Consider the following 16,192-nt stretch of genomic DNA (forward strand, 5'->3'; position numbering starts at 1 on the left):
GCGATGCGGGATTTGAAGCCCGATTCCGCCTATTTCACGTGGCGGGTTTTTACCAGCATGTCGACCACCGAGGGATCGGCCAGCGTGGAGGTGTCCCCCAGCGCGTCGATATCGTTCTCGGCGATCTTCCGCAAAATGCGGCGCATGATTTTGCCGCTGCGCGTCTTCGGCAGTCCGTGGGTGATGTGTATCACCTCCGGCTTGGCTATCGGCCCGATCTCTTTGGCGACGTGCTCCTTCAGCTCTTTCTCCAGCGCGGGGGTTCCCTCGAACGGCGCTTTCAGTATCACAAAGGCGTAGAGCGCCTGCCCCTTGATGTCGTGCGGCATGGCCACCACCGCGGCCTCGGCCACTTTTTCGTGCGATACCAGCGCGCTTTCCACCTCCGCCGTGCCGATGCGGTGGCCCGCCACGTTGATGACGTCGTCGATGCGCCCCATCAGCCAGAAATAGCCGTCTTCGTCCACGCGCGCGCCGTCGCCGGTGAAATAGCGGTTCTCGAACATCGCAAAGTAGGTGGCGCGAAATTTCGCGTGATCGCCGTAGACCGTCCGCATGATGCCGGGCCACGGCTTGTTGAGCACGAGATAGCCCCCTTCGTTCACATCGGCTTTGCTGCCATCCTGCCGGATAACCTCCGGCACGACGCCGAAGAACGGCAGGGTGGCGCTGCCCGGTTTCAGCGGCGTCGCCCCCGGCAGCGGCGTGATGAGGATGCCGCCGGTCTCGGTCTGCCACCAGGTGTCCACGATGGGACAGCGCTTGCGCCCCACCACGCGGTAGTACCACATCCACGCTTCGGGGTTGATCGGTTCGCCCACGCTGCCGAGCACGCGCAGCGACGACAGGTCGTACGGCTCCACCCACTTCTCCCCCTCGCGGGCGAGCGCGCGGATGGCGGTGGGGGCGGTGTAAAAGATGTTCACGCGGTATTTGTCGCAGATGCGCCAAAACCGGCCCGGATCGGGATAGGTCGGTATCCCCTCGAACATCACGGCGCTGGCGCCGTTCGCCAGCGGACCGTAGACGATGTAGGTGTGGCCGGTTATCCAGCCGCAATCGGCGGTACACCAGTAGGTTTCGTCCTCTTTGTAGTCGAAGATGTATTTGAAGGTCTGCATGGCGTAAAGGATGTAGCCGCCGGTGGTGTGCAAGACTCCTTTGGGCTTGCCGGTGCTGCCGGAGGTGTAGAGGATGAAGAGCGGGTCTTCGGCGCCCATCTGCTCCGGCTCGCAGTATGCGCTCATCGGCTGCTTGGCCATTTCTTCGTGCCACCAGAAATCGCGCCCCGCCGTAACGGCCACCTGCTCTTTGCAGTGGCGCACCATCAGCACGGCGCGGATGGGGGTGTGCCCCTTGAGGGCTTCGTCGGCGATGGCTTTTAACGGGATGAACTTCTTTCCGCGATAGCCGCCGTCGGCGGTGATGAGCAGCTCGGGAGTGGAATCGTCGATGCGGTTGCGGAGCGATTCGGCGGAGAAACCGCCGAAGACCACGCTGTGAACCGCGCCGATGCGGGCGCAGGCCAGCATGGCGATGGGCAGTTCCGGTATCATCGGCATGTAGATGGCCACGCGGTCGCCTTTGCGCACGTTGTGGCTTTTCAGCACCAGCGCGAAACGGTTTATCTCGCGGTAGAGGTCGCCGTAGGTGAGGACGCGGCTGTCGTTCTCGTCGTCCCCTTCCCAGATGAGCGCCGCCTTGTTGCGGCGCGGGCCGTGCGCGTGGCGGTCAACGCAGTTGTAGCTTACGTTGAGCTTGCCCCCCTTGAACCATTTGACCATCGGGGTTTTGAATTCCCACTCGCAGACGGTATCCCACTTTTTGTACCAGTGAAGCTCTTCGGCCTTTCCGGCCCAGAAGGCATCGGGGTCTTTGATGGAGCGTTCGTACTCGGCGCGGTATGCCTCCAGCGAACCGACGAATGCGTGTTCGCTCTGCTCTTTGTGCGGCGCGAAAACGCGCTCCTCGGTTTGCATGGAAACGATGGTCTTTTTGGTCTCGGTCATTTCTCTCCCTCTTGTACCATGCCATTCTGAGCCGTTGGCGAAGAATCCCTTATCGGGGTAGGTGCGACTTCAGTCGCACATTGGCGCGGAGCGCCAAGAGAGAGGTCGGCCCTGCGGGCCGATTGTGCGGCTAAAGTCGCACCTACCCGGAAAGAGATCATTCGCCCTTAAAGGGCATTTCCGCGGCGGTTTGTTTACACTTCGCTACGCTCGTGTCAAAATGCCGGAACACCCGCCGTTGGCGGCTGTCCGCATTTTTTCCGCCGCTCCTTCGCTACGCTCAGGATGACACACGCATAACCTGTATCCCTGCCGAAAATCATAATCCCGCGCGGTTGGTATGAAAAGCCCAAACTTCCCCTCAACCTCCGGCTAACGATTGATTGTCATGCCCCGGGCATCCAGGCTTTATTCTTTTGGGGAAAAACCTACGCCGCGCTCCGCGCTTTTACCTGGCGTTCTATGAGGTCTCCGGCGCGGTCGATGGCGGTATCCATTTCAAAGCGTTTTTGAAGATTGAGCCAAAACCCGGCGGACATGCCAAAATAACGCCCCAAGCGCAGGGCTGTGTCGGCGCTGATGCCGCGCTTGCCCAGAACGATCTCGTTGACGCGGCGCGGCGGCACCGCGATGCCTCCCGCCAGCGCACGCTGGCTGATCCCCAGCGGCTCTAAAAATTCCTTAAGCAACAGCGTGCCGGGATGCACCGGCTTGAGTTTATTTTTCGACATTTTTTACCGCCTCCATCATCAGTGGTAATCGCATATCTCCACATCAGCGTCGTTCCCGTTTTCCCGGCGGAAACATATCCGCCGCTGGCCGTTGATCCGGATACCCCATTGTCCCCTTCTGTTGCCGCCCAAGGCCTCAAGCCTATTGCCGGGCGGAAGCCGCAGATCGTCTATCCGCTCGGCGGCATCCAGCATGATAAGTTTTTCAAAAGCCCGTTGGGCCAGGGAATCCGGGAATTTTTTAACCCTTCTTCGCTCAAAGATTGCCTTTGCGTCCTTGTCCTTGAAATTCCGTATCACAATCGTATATTGGCACATGTAACGGTACCCGTATATATTATGCGGCTCAAAATAGCAAGAAGCCGAGAGCGCGAAAGAATGGGAAAAGAACTTTGAAAATATTTCCGGGTGCCGGGTCAAGACCCTCATTCCCCTACTCTAATTCCTTCCCCATCACCATTTCGGTAAGGGCCAGCGTCTTCAATTCAATCTCCGGATCCCGGTAGTAATGGTCCAAGCCGGGTTCGAGGATGATAAGGGAATCCGGGATTATTTCATGCGCTAACAGCGTTAGGCCGTCATTTGGACCGCGAGGACTGAGTTCTTGGTACCTGGCTCTTACATCATCCGATACTTGTCCCGAAAGTGGAACGGCCACATATTGCACTTTGAGAAGGCCGGCGGGGAAGCGTAACTTCGCGAAGCGCGGGGAAGCGGTTCCCACGGCCAACTCGGGAACGACGGACGAATCAATTCCCTGTATCCAGAGGACAAACTTCGCAAGCCACCACTTGGGCCACAGGAGCGCATTATCCGCCAGATAAGTGCCTCTCAAAATGCCGCCAACGCTTACCCATGCCTTAACTATTGACACATCGGATTCTGAAATGAATCCTCCTCCGAGAGCGACAGACGCATCGGTGCTTCCTTTACTGGTGCTTACTAGAATGATCTTCTTTTGTTTTCCAAGGTGCCGTCTAATGCTAGAAACAATAATTTGCGCGTTGGCGGCGACTCCGCCATCTTCAAGGGTTTCTATCAGTTCAACGTCAAATCCCGACTCCGCGAGTTTTTTCATAGGCTTTGAGAAATCGGCTCCCGTTTGCCTGTCGCTTTTATAATGGAATCCGGGCACAAAAAGAATTTTGTATTCCTGATTTTTTCCGGACGGAGAATGGCCCCCTCTCCTTATCCGATCGAGTATCGCCAAGAACTCTTGGTTCGCCAGGCGGTTCGCGGAAGACGATAGTACCCCGTTGATGAATATTAATGTGGCATAATCCACGGAGAAGGAAACCGCAAGTCTTTCCAGACCCTCTTCACTAAAGCCGCCATCCCCGCGTAGAGCGCCCGCACGGTATCCAGCCTGAAACGAGCTGTCATTTAACAATGAAAACAGCTCGGCGGCCTCCCGCGAATCCACCTCGGTCTCCATAAAACGGTCAACCATGTATCCTCTTACTTTTATGGGTTGCGCTTCCGATTCGCCAATAAAAAATGGAAGGAGAAGACTTGGAAACAAAATGCTGAAAACGGCCTTCGTCAGCGGGCCGGCGGTGTTGTTACTTTTTTTCAAGAATCACGAATTCCATGAAATCGGGGACACGGTTGAAATCAAGTTTTGCATTATGCGATATTTTCAAAATGATCTCCGTTTAGCACCTTCCCCCCATGAGAAAAACAATACGCGCCCCGGTAAAAATAGTCAAATTATTTACCCAGATACGGCATGGCCGCCGATTTTCAAGCCCCGCGCATCCACTAAAGCGCGGTGGTTGTCAGCGCGTCCCGTCTTTTAAGTGCGGGCCGGGAACGCGCGCGAATTCTTTTGTGTTGTTGGTGACGAGCGTACTGCCCAAACTCAAGGCGCGGGCGGCGATAAGCATGTCCAGCGAACCGATGAATGTGTGTTCGCTCTGGTGCTTGTGCGGCGCGAAGACGCGCTCTTCGGTTTGCATGGAAACGATGGTCTTTTTGGTCTCGGTCATATCTCCCCCTACGGATGCGTCCGTGTGAAAATCATAATCCCGCGCGATGCGGTTGAAAAGCCCAAACTTGCTGAGGGATTGTCATGCCGGGCTTGACCCGGCATGACAAAGCAAAAATCCCCCCGGATTTATTTGCCCCGTGGCGAAGTATGAGATAATCTTTGCGGCAACCTGGAGTCTCAACATATATGAAGAATTTCACATGGCCGCTTGTGGCGGCATTGTTGATTTGCGCCGCGCCCGCCGCCGTGCGGGCGGAGGAGGAAGCGCCGTTCCCCTTTGAGATGGCGCCGGAAGGCAACATCCTTGACGAGCCGGAGAAAGCCGTCGCCCCGCCGCGCCTGGAAAGTCTCCTCAGTCTCGAAATGCGGGTGGCGCTCATCCGCGCCGCCTCGTCCGCCACTCTCGCCGGCGAGGGGAACCTGCTCATCACTTCCGCCGAGAGCGGCGCGCGCCTCAACACCGGCGATCTCCAAACTATTACCGTCCAGCGCAGCCCGCACGGCATCCGCATCAACACGCTCGTTTTCCCCATCCGCTCCATCCGGGTGGAATCGCCGGACGGCATTATCGGCATCAACGGCAAGCGTTATCGCGGCTACATTGTTTTGTGGGATAACGGCAAGGGAACCTTCGACGTGGTGAACCACGTCATGCTGGAGGATTACCTTCGCAGCGTGGTGGCGGCCGAGATGCCGAAATCGTGGCCGGTGGAAGCCCTGAAAGCGCAGGCGGTTGCCGCCCGCACCTACGCGCTTTTCCGGCGGCAGGAAATGAACGAAAACTACTTCGATCTGGAAACCACCGTGATGGATCAGGTATACGGCGGCGTGGCCAACGAAGACCCCCGCACCGACAAAGCGGTCAGCGGCACCGCCGGGATGATCCTGATGTACAAGAATCAGGTGGCCCGCACCTTCTTCCACGCCAACTGCGGCGACCGCACCGAGGATGGAGTCGAAGTCTTCCAAAAGGTGAGTGTGCCGTATCTCAAATCGGTGCCGTGCGAATACGGCAAAAAATCCCCCTATTACACATGGCAGATCGGCGTGCGGATGAACGAGATCGAGGCGGCCCTCGCCCGCGCCGGGCTTCACCGCGGCAAAATCGCATCGCTTGCCACGCAAAGCCGCACGAAGACCGGGCGCGTGAAAACGCTTGCCCTGCACAACGGACGCAACGTGACGATGGTGGACGCCGTCGCTTTCCGCCTGGCGCTCGGCCCGGCCCGCCTGAAAAGCACCCGGTTCACCATCCAAAAACAGGGCACCATGGTCACATTCAAGGGAATCGGTTACGGTCATGGCGTGGGTCTCTGCCAGTGGGGAGCCAAGGGGATGGCGGACGCCGGACGCCGCTTCGGCGATATTTTGGGCAAGTACTATCCCGGCGCAACCGTCGCCGTCAATGTTCTCGCTTCCGTGCCGGAGTGAGCCATCAGCACGCGGCTGGCCGATTACGATTTTCCGCTGCCGCCGGAACTCATCGCCCGATACCCCGCCGATAAACGCGACCGGTCGCGCCTCATGCGGCTCGACCGCGCCACCGGCGCAATCTCGCATCACACCTTCGCCGATCTGCCGGAACTGCTCAATGGCGGCGATACCCTCGTGCTGAACGAGACCCGCGTGATCCCCGCCCGCGTTTTCGGCACAATTCCCGCCGGAGCGGAAATCGAGATGCTGGTTGTCCGGTTCGACGCGGGCGAAGTCGTCGCCATGGTGCGCGGCCTCAAAAAACTCAAACCCGGAATGCGGATTGATTTTGGCAATGGGCTGAGCGGGGAATTTCTGCGGCGCGAAGGGGAGATGGGCGTTTTCCGGTTCGCGTTGCCGGAGGAGGCGGTCAAGGAATGGCTCCGCGTTCACGGCGCCATTCCGCTGCCGCCGTATATGGAGCGGGAAGAGGAACCGCTCGACCGCGAACGGTATCAAACCGTTTTTGCGGCGAAGGACGGCTCCTGCGCCGCCCCCACCGCCGGACTCCATTTCACGCCGGAGCTTTTGGCGCGGTTGGCGGAAAAGAAGGTTTTGCGGGAAAAAATCACTTTACATGTGGGACCCGGCACGTTCAAGCCCATTACCGAAGAAGACATTACCCGCCACGCCATCGACCCCGAATACGCCGACGTGCCGCGCCCGCTGTTTGACCGCCTGCTGGATGCAAAGCGGCGCGGCGGGCGCGTGGTGGCGGTCGGCACCACCGTCACCCGTTCGCTGGAGGCGGCGGCGCGGCACGGCGGCGAATTCAGCGGCCCGACGGGGCTTTACATATCGCCCGGCTTCGAGTTCCGCGTGGTGGACGCGCTCATCACGAACTTCCATCTGCCGAAATCGTCGCTGCTGGTGCTGGCCGCCGCCTTCGCGGGACGCGAACGGATTTTGGCCGCCTACGCCGCCGCGGTGCAAGAGCGCTACCGCTTTTACTCCTACGGCGACGCGATGCTGATTATCTAGACATGGCGGAACAAATTTTTTTATTGCATTTATTCTTATTTGTCGTAGCATTCAACATTAAGATGATATCCACGATATCAAGCCTGACATTTCCCGATGCGGGCGCTATTCTTTTTTCTCAACCCATCAACCATTTAAGGGGAAACCATCGATATGTTCGCCGAGCCTGACGGCCAAAAGACCGCTCTCGTTCAACCGTTCAACGACAATGGCGCGCTGGACGCGTGCCGCGATTGCTCCGGCGCAAAGTGCTGCGGGAACATAAAGCATGGCGGCACCATCGAGCCTCCGTTCCTGACGTCGTTCGACGTGGCGCAGATCGGGAAATTCACGGGGCTGCACCCGGATGTCTACTCTGAAATCGTCGTGAATCCCCACACCGGCAACGAGGTGCGCTTTTTAAAAACCACCTCCCGCGAGGGGTGCCATTTCCTGAATGAGGGGCGCTGCACCATCCACGATCACCGGCCGATCGACTGCCGCCTTTTTCCGCTGGACTTGAAAATGGTGGAAGGGGAGCTGACTTGGGTTATTTATAGCTACAATCACTGCGAACTGACGGCGCGCGACATGGCGATCCTCGCCAAGCAGATGAAAACGGCGCTTGCCGCGCTGGGAAGCGAGACCGAGGATTATGCCACCGTCCCGGTGCCGGGCATGAAAAACATCCCGTTCAAGGTTGTGGGACGGGCATTGGAAAAGCCGGTCATCGTATAATATCCGCGCCATCTGACGTAGCGCGCAAATGACGCGGGTTGTCCGCTTTTTTGAATCTCCGCTTTCCCACCCATAACTAAAAACCTCTCCCGTTGGGAGTGGTTTTTAGTTATGGCGGAGAGGGGGGGATTCGAACCCCCGGTACGGTTTCCCGTACACACGCTTTCCAGGCGTGCACCTTCAACCGCTCGGTCACCTCTCCGTTATAGGCTTTGGTCGGCGGCTGGTGATGCCGCGCGGCCTTGTGGGCGCATTTATCTTTATGAAACAGGACTGTCCGGTTTTTTTGGCGGAGAGGGGGAGATTTGAACTCCCGGTACGGTTTCCCGTACAACGGTTTTCGAGACCGTCGCCTTCAACCGCTCGGCCACCTCTCCACTATAAAAATGGTGCGCCCGAGAGGATTTGAACCTCTGACTTTCAGAACCGCAATCTGACGTTCTATCCGGGCTGAACTACGGGCGCATAATGACCGGCTGCATTTCCGGAAGCGGTAATGATACATAAAACCGCCCTAAAGGGCAAATAAATCCGCGCATCAAAAAGCCCCTTTCGTATTACCATGCAGATATGGAGCACCGCGCGGCGGCTGACCGCATTTTAGCAATCTCCCCTGCCTGGGGGATACCCGCCTTTTGGCGCGCTTCGGGGTGCGCGGAAAAGCGGCTGTTTATCCCGCTGACGGATGGATGAACCGATGATGCCGCGCAAGGGATGGGCGGTTCTCGCGGCGATGTTCCTGTGCGCCTGCGGCCAAACTTCCAGTTCGCTCCCTGGCGGAGGGGGAGGCAATGGCGGTGGCGGCTTGTCCCCCACCGGTTCCTGTTATACCGCGCCGTCCCGCACGTCGTCGGGCGGCGGGACCACCATCCTTTCCGGCACCGTTTATTACGAAGACCGCACCTACGATGCCACCGGCTTCACGGGCGTTGCCTGTCTGCCGGTGCGCAATGCCGCCGTCGAGCTGGTGAGCGGCTCCGCCGTGGCCGCCGCCGCCACGACCGATGCCGCCGGCGCCTACAGCCTCACGCTTCCCGCCGCGGGCACCTATTACGTCCGGGCGCTCGCCCAAAGCGGGGCGGTGTATGCCGCCGTGGTGAAGGATGAGCTCGACAGTTCCACTTACGCCGTCCGTTCGGCGGATATCGCGGCGGCGGGCGGGGATACCTGGAATGTGACCCTTTCCGCCGGGATGACGGGGGCCGGTTCCGCATTCAACATTTACGATAACCTCGTCAAGGCCCAGTCGGTGTTGCTGAAATACGCTCCCGCCGCAACGCTGCCATCCCTGACCGCCTATTGGCACACCGGCAAAACCACCGGCACCTACTATTCCCTTTCCGGCGGAGCGCATCGGTTGGATATTCTCGGCAGCGCCTCCGATTCCGATGCGTATGACGACAGCGTGATTCTTCACGAGATGGGACACTACGCCGCCGCCGTCTTCTCGAAAGACTCTTCCGGCGGCGGCGCGCACGGTCTGACGGGACACTACGATATCCGGCTTACATGGAGTGAAGGATGGGCCAACTTCTTTTCAAGCCTGGTGAAGGCGGAGTTGGGAGAGCCGAATCCCCATGTGTATGTGGATACCAATGGCGGCAGCGGCACCGGCAGCGTCACGCTCGGGTTCACGTTTGAAATCGATACCCCGTCCTTTGCCTCCCTTACCACCGGAGCCGACAACGAGGTGGCGGTGGCGAACGTGCTTTGGACTATCTACAGCGCCGGAGCCGCGCCAAAGCTGGGGCTTGGGTTTGCCGATATATGGACCGATGTTACGGGAGGACTCAAGGCCGATACATACGTCACCTTCGAGGGGTTTTACGACCATTGGGCCGCCGCGGCGGGGCATCCCGCCGGTCAACTCGACCCGCTGCTGGCGGCGCGCGGCATCAAGTATCTCGCCGATGCCTATGAACCGGACAACAGTTCCGCCGCCGCGCGGGCAATCGTCTCCGGCGCCGCCGGCGAGGCGCACACCTTCTTCGGCGCGGGAGATGCCGATTGGTTCAGCGTCGCCGTCACCAATGGCACGGCGTACACGTTCTTCACCAGCGCGTTGGGGGACGGGGCCGACACGTTGATGACGCTCTATGATACGAACGGCACAACGCAATTGGACCAGAACGACGATGAAAGCGCCAGTTCCCGCGCCTCGCGGATTGCATACACGGCCACCGCCACAAAGACGGTTTACCTGAAGCTGGAGCCGTACCGTCCCCTTATCAATGGCACAGACATCGCGTATAGCACCGGTTCCCCCTGGCCGCCGCAGATAGTGAAATACGGCTACTACACGTTCACCGTTCAGTGATCAGTTAAAAGGGCCGCCGAAATCGCCGCCGCGCCAGGTGAAACCGCCCCCCGCGCCGCCCATTCCTCCCATCCGGCTGACGATGAGCATCAGCAGCATCGGCACAGCCACCAGCACCAGCCGCATCAGGAAAATAAGCGTCAGCCCGGCGATAAGGCAGAGTACGGATGTCCCGAGCACCAGCGCCTGGAACAGCGGCGTATATTGCGTTGCGGCCAGCAGCGAGTAGTGCATATAAAATCCCGCCGCGGCCAGCGCGGCAAGCATAATGCCGGCCGTGCGCAGGAATCCAAGTATGATTTTCATGATGTGTTCCTCAACTATGCCATACCTAGAACCGCGGCCCCGTTTATTTTGCCCTCCTTGAGCTTTTTGAGGGCCAGCGGCGCGTCCTTGAACGGGAAAATTTCTACGTCGGTCTTCACCGGCACGCGCGATGCGGCGCGCAGCAGCCCGGCGGCGTCTTCGCGCGTGAAAGCGGTGACGGAGCATATTTTCTTCTCATGGAAAAGGTGTTTTTCGTAATCCATCGCCGGGATATCGTCCACGTAAATCCCCGCGAGGGCGAGCGTTCCCCCTTTATCCAATTTTTCCATCGCGGCGGGAATAATCGCTCCGGCGGGAGTGAAGGAGATCGCCCCGTCCAGGGGCGCGGGGGCGGTCTCTTCCGCCGTGCCGGCCCACGTTGCGCCGAGCGCCAGCGCATGCCGCCGGTGTTCCGCGGAGCGGGAAAAAACATAGACCTCCGCCCCTTGGTGCGCCGCGACTTGCAGCGTGATGTGGGCCGACGCGCCAAAGCCGAACAGCCCCAGCCGTTGTCCGGCCTTCACGCCGCTGGCTTTCAACGCGCGGTAGCCGATGATGCCGGCGCAGAGCAGCGGGGCGGCGTGGGCGTCGTCGAACGACTTGGGGATTTTATAAACGTATTCAATGCGCGCCACCATGTATTCGGCATAGCCGCCGTTGCGGTGCAGTCCGGTAAAGCGCGCATGGGCGCAAAGGTTTTCATTGCCACGGCGGCAATACGCGCATTCGCCGCAGGTGGCGAAAAGCCACGCCACTCCCACACGGTCGCCCACTTTGAACGTCTTGGTGCCGGTTCCGGCCTCCACCACGCGCCCCACCACCTGGTGGCCGGGACCGATAGGCAGCACCGGCGCGGCGATCTCCCCCTCCACCGTGTGAAGGTCGGTGCGGCACACGCCGCAGGCGGTCACTTCGATCAAAACTTCCCCCGGCAGCGGCACCGGCAGCTTCAGCCGCTCAAGCTTGAGCGGGTTCCCCTCCAGCGGTCCCGGCTTGCGCAATACCCATGCTTTCATGCCGCCATTCTACACCGGGCGGCGGCGAGGGTTGACCTTTCCCGCTTATTACGTTACTTTTGCGCTTGGTTAAAGATAAGGAGACGCCATGACCTACCCGTTATCGCTTCAGGGAAAAAACGCGCTCATCTTTGGCGTGGCAAACGACCGCAGCATCGCCTGGGGTATCGCGGAAGAGCTGCACCGCGCCGGGGCGAACCTTGCCTTCACCTACGCGGGTGAGATACTGGAAAAGCGCGTCCGCCCGCTGGCGGAGTCGGTCGGCGCCACGTTCGTCGAGCCGTGCGACGTTACGAGCGATGAGCAGATCGAAAAGGTCATGGCGGCCTTTAAGGAAAAAGTCGGCCGCCTCGACATTCTCATCCACGCCGTCGCTTTCGCCGACCGCGAGGACTTAAAGGATCATTTTTACACCACCAGCCGCAAAGGGTTCGCCATGGCGATGGACATCTCGGTTTTCTCGCTGGTGGCCATTACCCGCGCGGCGCTGCCGCTGATGGAAGGGGGCGAAGCGAGCGTTTTGACCCTTTCCTATTACGGCGCGGAGAAGGTGGTGAAGAGGTACAACGTGATGGGGGTGGCGAAGGCGGCGCTGGAAGCGTCCGTGCGCTACCTCGCCAACGACCTCGGCCCCAAGGGGATACGCGTGAACGCCATATCGGCCGGGCCGATCAAAACGCTGGCCGCCAGCGGCATCGGCGATTTCCGCAGCATGCTCAAGCACCACGAAAAAACCGCGCCGCTCCACCGCAACGTTTCGCAGGAAGAGGTGGGGAAGGCGGCGCTGTATCTCTGCTCGCCGCTCGCGTCCGGCGTCACCGGCGAGATCATGTATGTGGATTGCGGCTACAACATCATGGCCAGCGTTCCCGCCGAAGAAGCGGCCAAGGCGGAGTAGCCACATCAAAACGCTCATCAGTGTCATCAACGCCGGGGAGGTGAAAGAGCTTCCCCGGATGCCCGATTTTCTCGATCTGAAAGACCCGCATGGCGGCTCGCTCGGCATGCCGATGCTGGCCTCGATAGAGGCGGTGCGCGCCGCCGCGGGGGACGCCGTCACCCTTTCCGCCGCCATCGGCGACGCCGCGTATGAACCGGAATTCTACGCGCAACGCGCGGTGGACGCCGCGCTGGCGGGGGCCGATATCGTGAAGGTGGGGCTGAAGGACGTTTCGGCGGAGCAGGCGCCGTGGTTTTTGTCGGCCATCCGCCGCTCGCTTGACGCGCGCGCGCCGTATACCCGCATTGTCGCGGGTTTCTACGCCGACCTGATGGATGACGCCGCGCTCAAAAAATATCCCGCCGCCGCGCAAAGCGCCGGGGTGTGGGGCTGCCTTATCGATACCTACGACAAAAGCGGCAAACGGCTGGGGCACTATTGCGGGCCGGAGACGCTGGCCGGATTTACCGCCGACTGCCGCGCGCGCGGCCTGAAAAGCGCGTTGGCCGGGGGATTGATGGAAGGGGATCTGATCTGGCTGGACGAGGCGGAGCCCGACATCGTCGGCTTCCGCTCCGCCGTGGCCAAGGGGAAGCGCCACGAATCCGGCATCGACCCGAAAAAAGCAACCGGCATCTTTTTCGCCGTCGACCAGCTCAACCGCTAATTCCCTTGTCATTCCCGCGAAAGCGGGAACCCAGACATATTTTCAAAGCTTCCCCCATCGGCCCGCTAGGGCTGATGAAGAGAGCTTTGATATTATTTCTGGGTCCCGGGTCAAGCCCGGGATGACAGGGAGAAGCATTGGGAAAGAGCTTTTTTAGGTGACGAGGACAAACTTCCGCGTTACCGCGCCCAGCGGTTTGATTTGAGGAGGTCGAAAGTTATCTGGTTTTCGGCCAGCAGTTCCTTTTCCAATCTGTCGAAATAGCCTGGCGGGGCGGTTCTTTCGGAGTAGCCGGTTTCCAGCCGGTTGCGCAGCGAATGGGTGAGGAAGCCTTTGTCGGTGATGATGCCGACCACATCCCCCTCGCTGCAAAATGCGCGCTGCTCCGTTTTGCGGAAGAGCGAATCCCCCATCGCGGAAAAAGAATCGCCGAAGCCGAGGAGGTCGATGATGGTCGGCAGGATATCGAGTTGGCTGCCGACGGTGCCGATCACCCCCGGCTCCCTGAAAATTCCCGGCGCGTAAATGACGAGCGGCGTGTTGAATTTTTCCCGGTACCCGCCGCTTCCGTTTCCGTAATGCACCTGCGCGTGGTCTGCGGTGAAGATGAAAACGGTTTTGGCGAACCACGGCTCTTTTTCAGCCGCGGCCATGAATTCCCCGATGCTCCAGTCGGAATAGCGGAGGGTGTTCAAAAACCCCTCTTCGCTTTCGGCGGCGGGGGCCTTTAAATCCCACCGTTTCCCGAGGGGGGGGTAGGGGGTGTGCGTGGTGCCGGTGAAGAGGTACGCGATGAACGGTTTTTTCGCCTTGTCGAGCCGCGCTTTTAAAAACATCAGCGTTTCATAGTCCCAGCCGAATTTGCTGGCGGTGTAGTCGGGGTAGTCCAAAAGCCGGGGGTAATCCTCCATGCCGTAATATTCCGCGAACCCGGCGGCGCCGGCGATGGCGTCCACCATGAACGAGCGGCGGCGGGATGCCTGCAGGAAAACGGTTTCGTAATCGTGGCGGCGGGCGATCTCGCCCAATTTGGAAATGGCGGATACCTCCAGCCCGAAGCCGAGCGCCGGGATGCCGTTCACCGGAGGGACGCCGGTGATGGTGGCCTGTATGCCGGTGATGCTCCGCTGGCCCGCGGCGTAAAAGTTGGTGAATTTCATCCCGCCGGAAGCCAGCCGGTCGAAGTTCGGCGTCACCTGGTAATTGTTGTGCCCGAAGCTGTCGATGTATTTCACCCCCCAGCTTTCCATCAGGACGAAGACGATGTTATGGCCGGTCGGCGCGGCGGCAAAGCGTTTTTGCATGGGGTATTCGCCATCGGGCAGGTTGAGCGCCACTTTCGCCTCTTGCGGCGGCATGAGGTTCAGGTTGGCGCGGCCGGCGTGGCGGATGGAATGGTAGGCGGTGAACGCGCCGTTGAGCATGAGGTTTCCCAGCGCCGTGTTGCCGCGCGAGAAGGCGTCGATGATGCCGAGCGGCTTGTCCGATACGCTGCCGCGTATGCCGAGGAAGAGGACGATGGTCAACAGCAGGAAATTAAGCGGCGCGTTTTTGGGGGCCTTTTCGGGGCGGTGCAGTATCTTTTTCCAGAGCAGGGCGGTCGCCGCCGCGAAGAGGGCGAAGACAAGCAACTGCGGCAGGTAGACGGTGAAGGCCATATCGAAGATGTAGTGGATGTCGTTGCGCAGCAGCAGCAGTTCGGTGGCGGTGTGGCGGCGCACTTCGCCGAAGTAGGCGGTATCCCCCGCCAGCAGCAGCGCTCCGCCCAGCAGGATGGCATACGCCGCCCATCCCCACGCTTTTGTCCATTTCGCGCCGCGAAAAAACGCCCCCGGCAGGTTCATCATTACGAACGGAAGGGCAAGAAAGGTGAGGGAGATGGAGAGGTCGAACCGGATGCCCTCGGCGAAGCCGTGGAGAATTTGCAGCGGGGTAAGTTCCGCGAAGTAGGGGCGGTAGGCCAGCAGGAGGCCGATCCGCGCAACCGAAAAGACCGCCAGCGCCATCGCGGCCAGCAGCAGGGTTTTTTTCAGGCGGCTCATGTCAGGCGCAGACCTTTATGGCGCCGGCGCGGGTGATGGTGAATGCGCGGATGGCGGCGAAACGGGCCGAATAATCCTCGCCATCCGCTTGCAGCGGCACCGCTTCGGTGAACGTGAACGTGAGCGGAGCGTCGAGCGTTGCGGCGGCGGGGGCGATGCCGGGGATGAAGCGGCTTAGCGTCAGCCGCAGGAACGCCCCCTTGCCGGGGAGCTTCATCAGTTCAATCCTGCCGTCGTCCGGTTTTCCCCCGGTGCCGAAACGCGCGCCTCCCGCATACCACGCGATATTGCAGACGATCACCGACAGCGGCGCGCCATCCGTCATCGGCGCCCGTTTGCCGTGGAACAGGAGCGCCCATCCCCCCACCAGCACGAACAGCATTTTCTTGGCCAAGGCGAAGCCGAAAAAACCGGTTTGCTCCAGATGCTTGAGCGCCGTTTGGTAGAGCGAGAGTATCCAGCCGTCGAAGCCGAAACTGACGTAATTGGTGAACAGCAGCTCGCCGTTGAGCGTCCAGACGTCGATTGCGCCGAACGACGGCGCGGCGGCTATTTTTTGCAGGTGGGCTATCACGCTTTTCGGGCGCGGCCCCAGTTGCCGCGCGAAATCGTTGCCGGTGCCGAGCGGAAAAACCGCCAACGCCGTTTCCGGCGCGTGCCGCACGATCAAGTCGGCCATCTGATGCACCGTGCCGTCGCCGCCGCAGACCAGCGCGACATCGCACGTTTTGAGCGCCTCGATGACGGCGGGTATGCCGTCGGCGGTGGCGGGGGTGGCGCATATCGCCGTCACGCGGTTTTTCAGCAGCGGGTCGTGCGCCCGCGCGTCCGCCAGCATCCGCAGAATCCGCGCCCCTTTGCCGTGTCCCGATGTGGGGTTGACGAAAACGCCGATCCGTTTTTTCACGCTTTAGACTTTAGCGCGGTTTCGGGGGTTTCGGCAGCAATTTATTGCGCGCGGCGGCGGGGAAGGGAGGCGCATGGATTTATTAATCCGCGCCGG

15 protein-coding genes and 3 tRNA genes are annotated in these 16,192 nt (G+C 60.2%); 6 read left to right on the forward strand and 12 right to left on the reverse strand.

The features are described 5' to 3' along the window. Nucleotides 1-29: 29 nt before the first annotated feature. The 5 genes from acs to HZA03_11365 all read right to left on the reverse strand — a co-directional run bounded on the left by acs (nucleotide 30) and on the right by HZA03_11365 (nucleotide 4,728). On the reverse strand, nucleotides 30-2,009 hold the full coding sequence (gene acs, locus HZA03_11345; protein MBI5638554.1) for an acetate--CoA ligase: 1,980 nt from the start codon (nucleotides 2,007-2,009) through the stop codon (nucleotides 30-32). A gap of 428 nt (nucleotides 2,010-2,437) precedes the next feature. Next, the gene (locus HZA03_11350; GenBank protein ID MBI5638555.1) at nucleotides 2,438-2,740 is read right to left on the reverse strand and encodes a HigA family addiction module antidote protein; all 303 of its coding nucleotides are present in this window, start codon (nucleotides 2,738-2,740) and stop codon (nucleotides 2,438-2,440) included. Between the two features lie 18 nt (nucleotides 2,741-2,758). Continuing rightward, a complete protein-coding gene (locus HZA03_11355; GenBank protein MBI5638556.1) occupies nucleotides 2,759-3,040 on the reverse strand; it encodes a type II toxin-antitoxin system RelE/ParE family toxin in 282 nt (93 codons plus the stop codon). A gap of 133 nt (nucleotides 3,041-3,173) precedes the next feature. Further along, entirely contained in the window at nucleotides 3,174-4,316 is a 1,143-nt protein-coding gene (locus HZA03_11360) for a hypothetical protein (GenBank protein ID MBI5638557.1), read from the reverse strand. Nucleotides 4,317-4,518: 202 nt separating this feature from the next. Further along, entirely contained in the window at nucleotides 4,519-4,728 is a 210-nt protein-coding gene (locus HZA03_11365) for a hypothetical protein (protein ID MBI5638558.1), read from the reverse strand. A gap of 188 nt (nucleotides 4,729-4,916) precedes the next feature. Here HZA03_11365 and HZA03_11370 point away from each other — a divergent pair, with 188 nt between their 5' ends. The 3 genes from HZA03_11370 to HZA03_11380 all read left to right on the forward strand — a co-directional run bounded on the left by HZA03_11370 (nucleotide 4,917) and on the right by HZA03_11380 (nucleotide 7,901). Further along, nucleotides 4,917-6,161 carry a SpoIID/LytB domain-containing protein gene (locus HZA03_11370; GenBank protein MBI5638559.1) on the forward strand — a complete coding sequence of 415 codons (1,245 nt, stop codon included), beginning with the start codon at nucleotides 4,917-4,919 and terminating at the stop codon, nucleotides 6,159-6,161. 3 nt (nucleotides 6,162-6,164) lie between these two features. Next, nucleotides 6,165-7,184 (forward strand): tRNA preQ1(34) S-adenosylmethionine ribosyltransferase-isomerase QueA, encoded by a 1,020-nt coding sequence (queA, locus tag HZA03_11375; protein ID MBI5638560.1) that lies wholly within the window; start codon nucleotides 6,165-6,167, stop codon nucleotides 7,182-7,184. 153 nt (nucleotides 7,185-7,337) lie between these two features. After that, entirely contained in the window at nucleotides 7,338-7,901 is a 564-nt protein-coding gene (locus tag HZA03_11380) for a YkgJ family cysteine cluster protein (GenBank protein ID MBI5638561.1), read from the forward strand. Between the two features lie 112 nt (nucleotides 7,902-8,013). Here HZA03_11380 and HZA03_11385 read toward each other — a convergent pair. From HZA03_11385 to HZA03_11395, 3 genes are all read right to left on the reverse strand, one after another. Continuing rightward, nucleotides 8,014-8,103 (reverse strand) — tRNA-Ser (locus HZA03_11385). A gap of 85 nt (nucleotides 8,104-8,188) precedes the next feature. After that, nucleotides 8,189-8,278 (reverse strand) — tRNA-Ser (locus HZA03_11390). Nucleotides 8,279-8,288: 10 nt separating this feature from the next. Then, a tRNA-Arg gene (locus HZA03_11395) sits at nucleotides 8,289-8,366 on the reverse strand. 220 nt (nucleotides 8,367-8,586) lie between these two features. Here HZA03_11395 and HZA03_11400 point away from each other — a divergent pair. Then, entirely contained in the window at nucleotides 8,587-10,218 is a 1,632-nt protein-coding gene (locus HZA03_11400; protein MBI5638562.1) for a PPC domain-containing protein, read from the forward strand. Here HZA03_11400 and HZA03_11405 read toward each other — a convergent pair whose 3' ends face one another. Next, nucleotides 10,219-10,524: a hypothetical protein gene (locus HZA03_11405; protein ID MBI5638563.1), complete on the reverse strand. Its 306-nt coding sequence runs from the start codon at nucleotides 10,522-10,524 to the stop codon at nucleotides 10,219-10,221. It abuts the gene before it with no gap. A 14-nt stretch (nucleotides 10,525-10,538) separates the two neighbouring features. Continuing rightward, nucleotides 10,539-11,540 carry a zinc-dependent alcohol dehydrogenase family protein gene (locus HZA03_11410; protein ID MBI5638564.1) on the reverse strand — a complete coding sequence of 334 codons (1,002 nt, stop codon included), beginning with the start codon at nucleotides 11,538-11,540 and terminating at the stop codon, nucleotides 10,539-10,541. Nucleotides 11,541-11,628: 88 nt separating this feature from the next. Between HZA03_11410 and HZA03_11415 the strand changes: the two genes are divergently transcribed. Together HZA03_11415 and HZA03_11420 are read left to right on the forward strand one after the other, a co-directional pair. After that, nucleotides 11,629-12,438 carry an enoyl-ACP reductase gene (locus tag HZA03_11415; GenBank protein ID MBI5638565.1) on the forward strand — a complete coding sequence of 270 codons (810 nt, stop codon included), beginning with the start codon at nucleotides 11,629-11,631 and terminating at the stop codon, nucleotides 12,436-12,438. A 40-nt stretch (nucleotides 12,439-12,478) separates the two neighbouring features. Next, a complete protein-coding gene (locus HZA03_11420; GenBank protein ID MBI5638566.1) occupies nucleotides 12,479-13,147 on the forward strand; it encodes a hypothetical protein in 669 nt (222 codons plus the stop codon). A 179-nt stretch (nucleotides 13,148-13,326) separates the two neighbouring features. Here the strand turns inward: HZA03_11420 and HZA03_11425 are convergent, their stop codons facing one another. After that, the gene (locus tag HZA03_11425; GenBank protein MBI5638567.1) at nucleotides 13,327-15,189 is read right to left on the reverse strand and encodes an LTA synthase family protein; all 1,863 of its coding nucleotides are present in this window, start codon (nucleotides 15,187-15,189) and stop codon (nucleotides 13,327-13,329) included. Between the two features lies 1 nt (nucleotide 15,190). Then, nucleotides 15,191-16,096: a hypothetical protein gene (locus HZA03_11430; GenBank protein ID MBI5638568.1), complete on the reverse strand. Its 906-nt coding sequence runs from the start codon at nucleotides 16,094-16,096 to the stop codon at nucleotides 15,191-15,193. Nucleotides 16,097-16,192 lie beyond the last annotated feature (96 nt).

The sequence above is a fragment of the Nitrospinota bacterium genome, from assembly GCA_016217735.1.
Taxonomy (GTDB): domain Bacteria; phylum Nitrospinota_A; class UBA7883; order JACRGQ01; family JACRGQ01; genus JACRGQ01.

Coding starts and splice junctions, on each gene's coding strand:
- HZA03_11350 (MBI5638555.1), bottom strand. CDS start 2,740: ATGTCGAAAAATAAACTCAAGCCGGTGCATCCCGGCACGCTGTTGCTT.
- acs (MBI5638554.1), bottom strand. CDS start 2,009: ATGACCGAGACCAAAAAGACCATCGTTTCCATGCAAACCGAGGAGCGC.
- HZA03_11380 (MBI5638561.1), top strand. CDS start 7,338: ATGTTCGCCGAGCCTGACGGCCAAAAGACCGCTCTCGTTCAACCGTTC.
- HZA03_11415 (MBI5638565.1), top strand. CDS start 11,629: ATGACCTACCCGTTATCGCTTCAGGGAAAAAACGCGCTCATCTTTGGC.
- HZA03_11365 (MBI5638558.1), bottom strand. CDS start 4,728: ATGACCGAGACCAAAAAGACCATCGTTTCCATGCAAACCGAAGAGCGC.
- HZA03_11410 (MBI5638564.1), bottom strand. CDS start 11,540: ATGAAAGCATGGGTATTGCGCAAGCCGGGACCGCTGGAGGGGAACCCG.
- HZA03_11370 (MBI5638559.1), top strand. CDS start 4,917: ATGAAGAATTTCACATGGCCGCTTGTGGCGGCATTGTTGATTTGCGCC.
- HZA03_11400 (MBI5638562.1), top strand. CDS start 8,587: ATGGATGAACCGATGATGCCGCGCAAGGGATGGGCGGTTCTCGCGGCG.
- HZA03_11405 (MBI5638563.1), bottom strand. CDS start 10,524: ATGAAAATCATACTTGGATTCCTGCGCACGGCCGGCATTATGCTTGCC.
- HZA03_11425 (MBI5638567.1), bottom strand. CDS start 15,189: ATGAGCCGCCTGAAAAAAACCCTGCTGCTGGCCGCGATGGCGCTGGCG.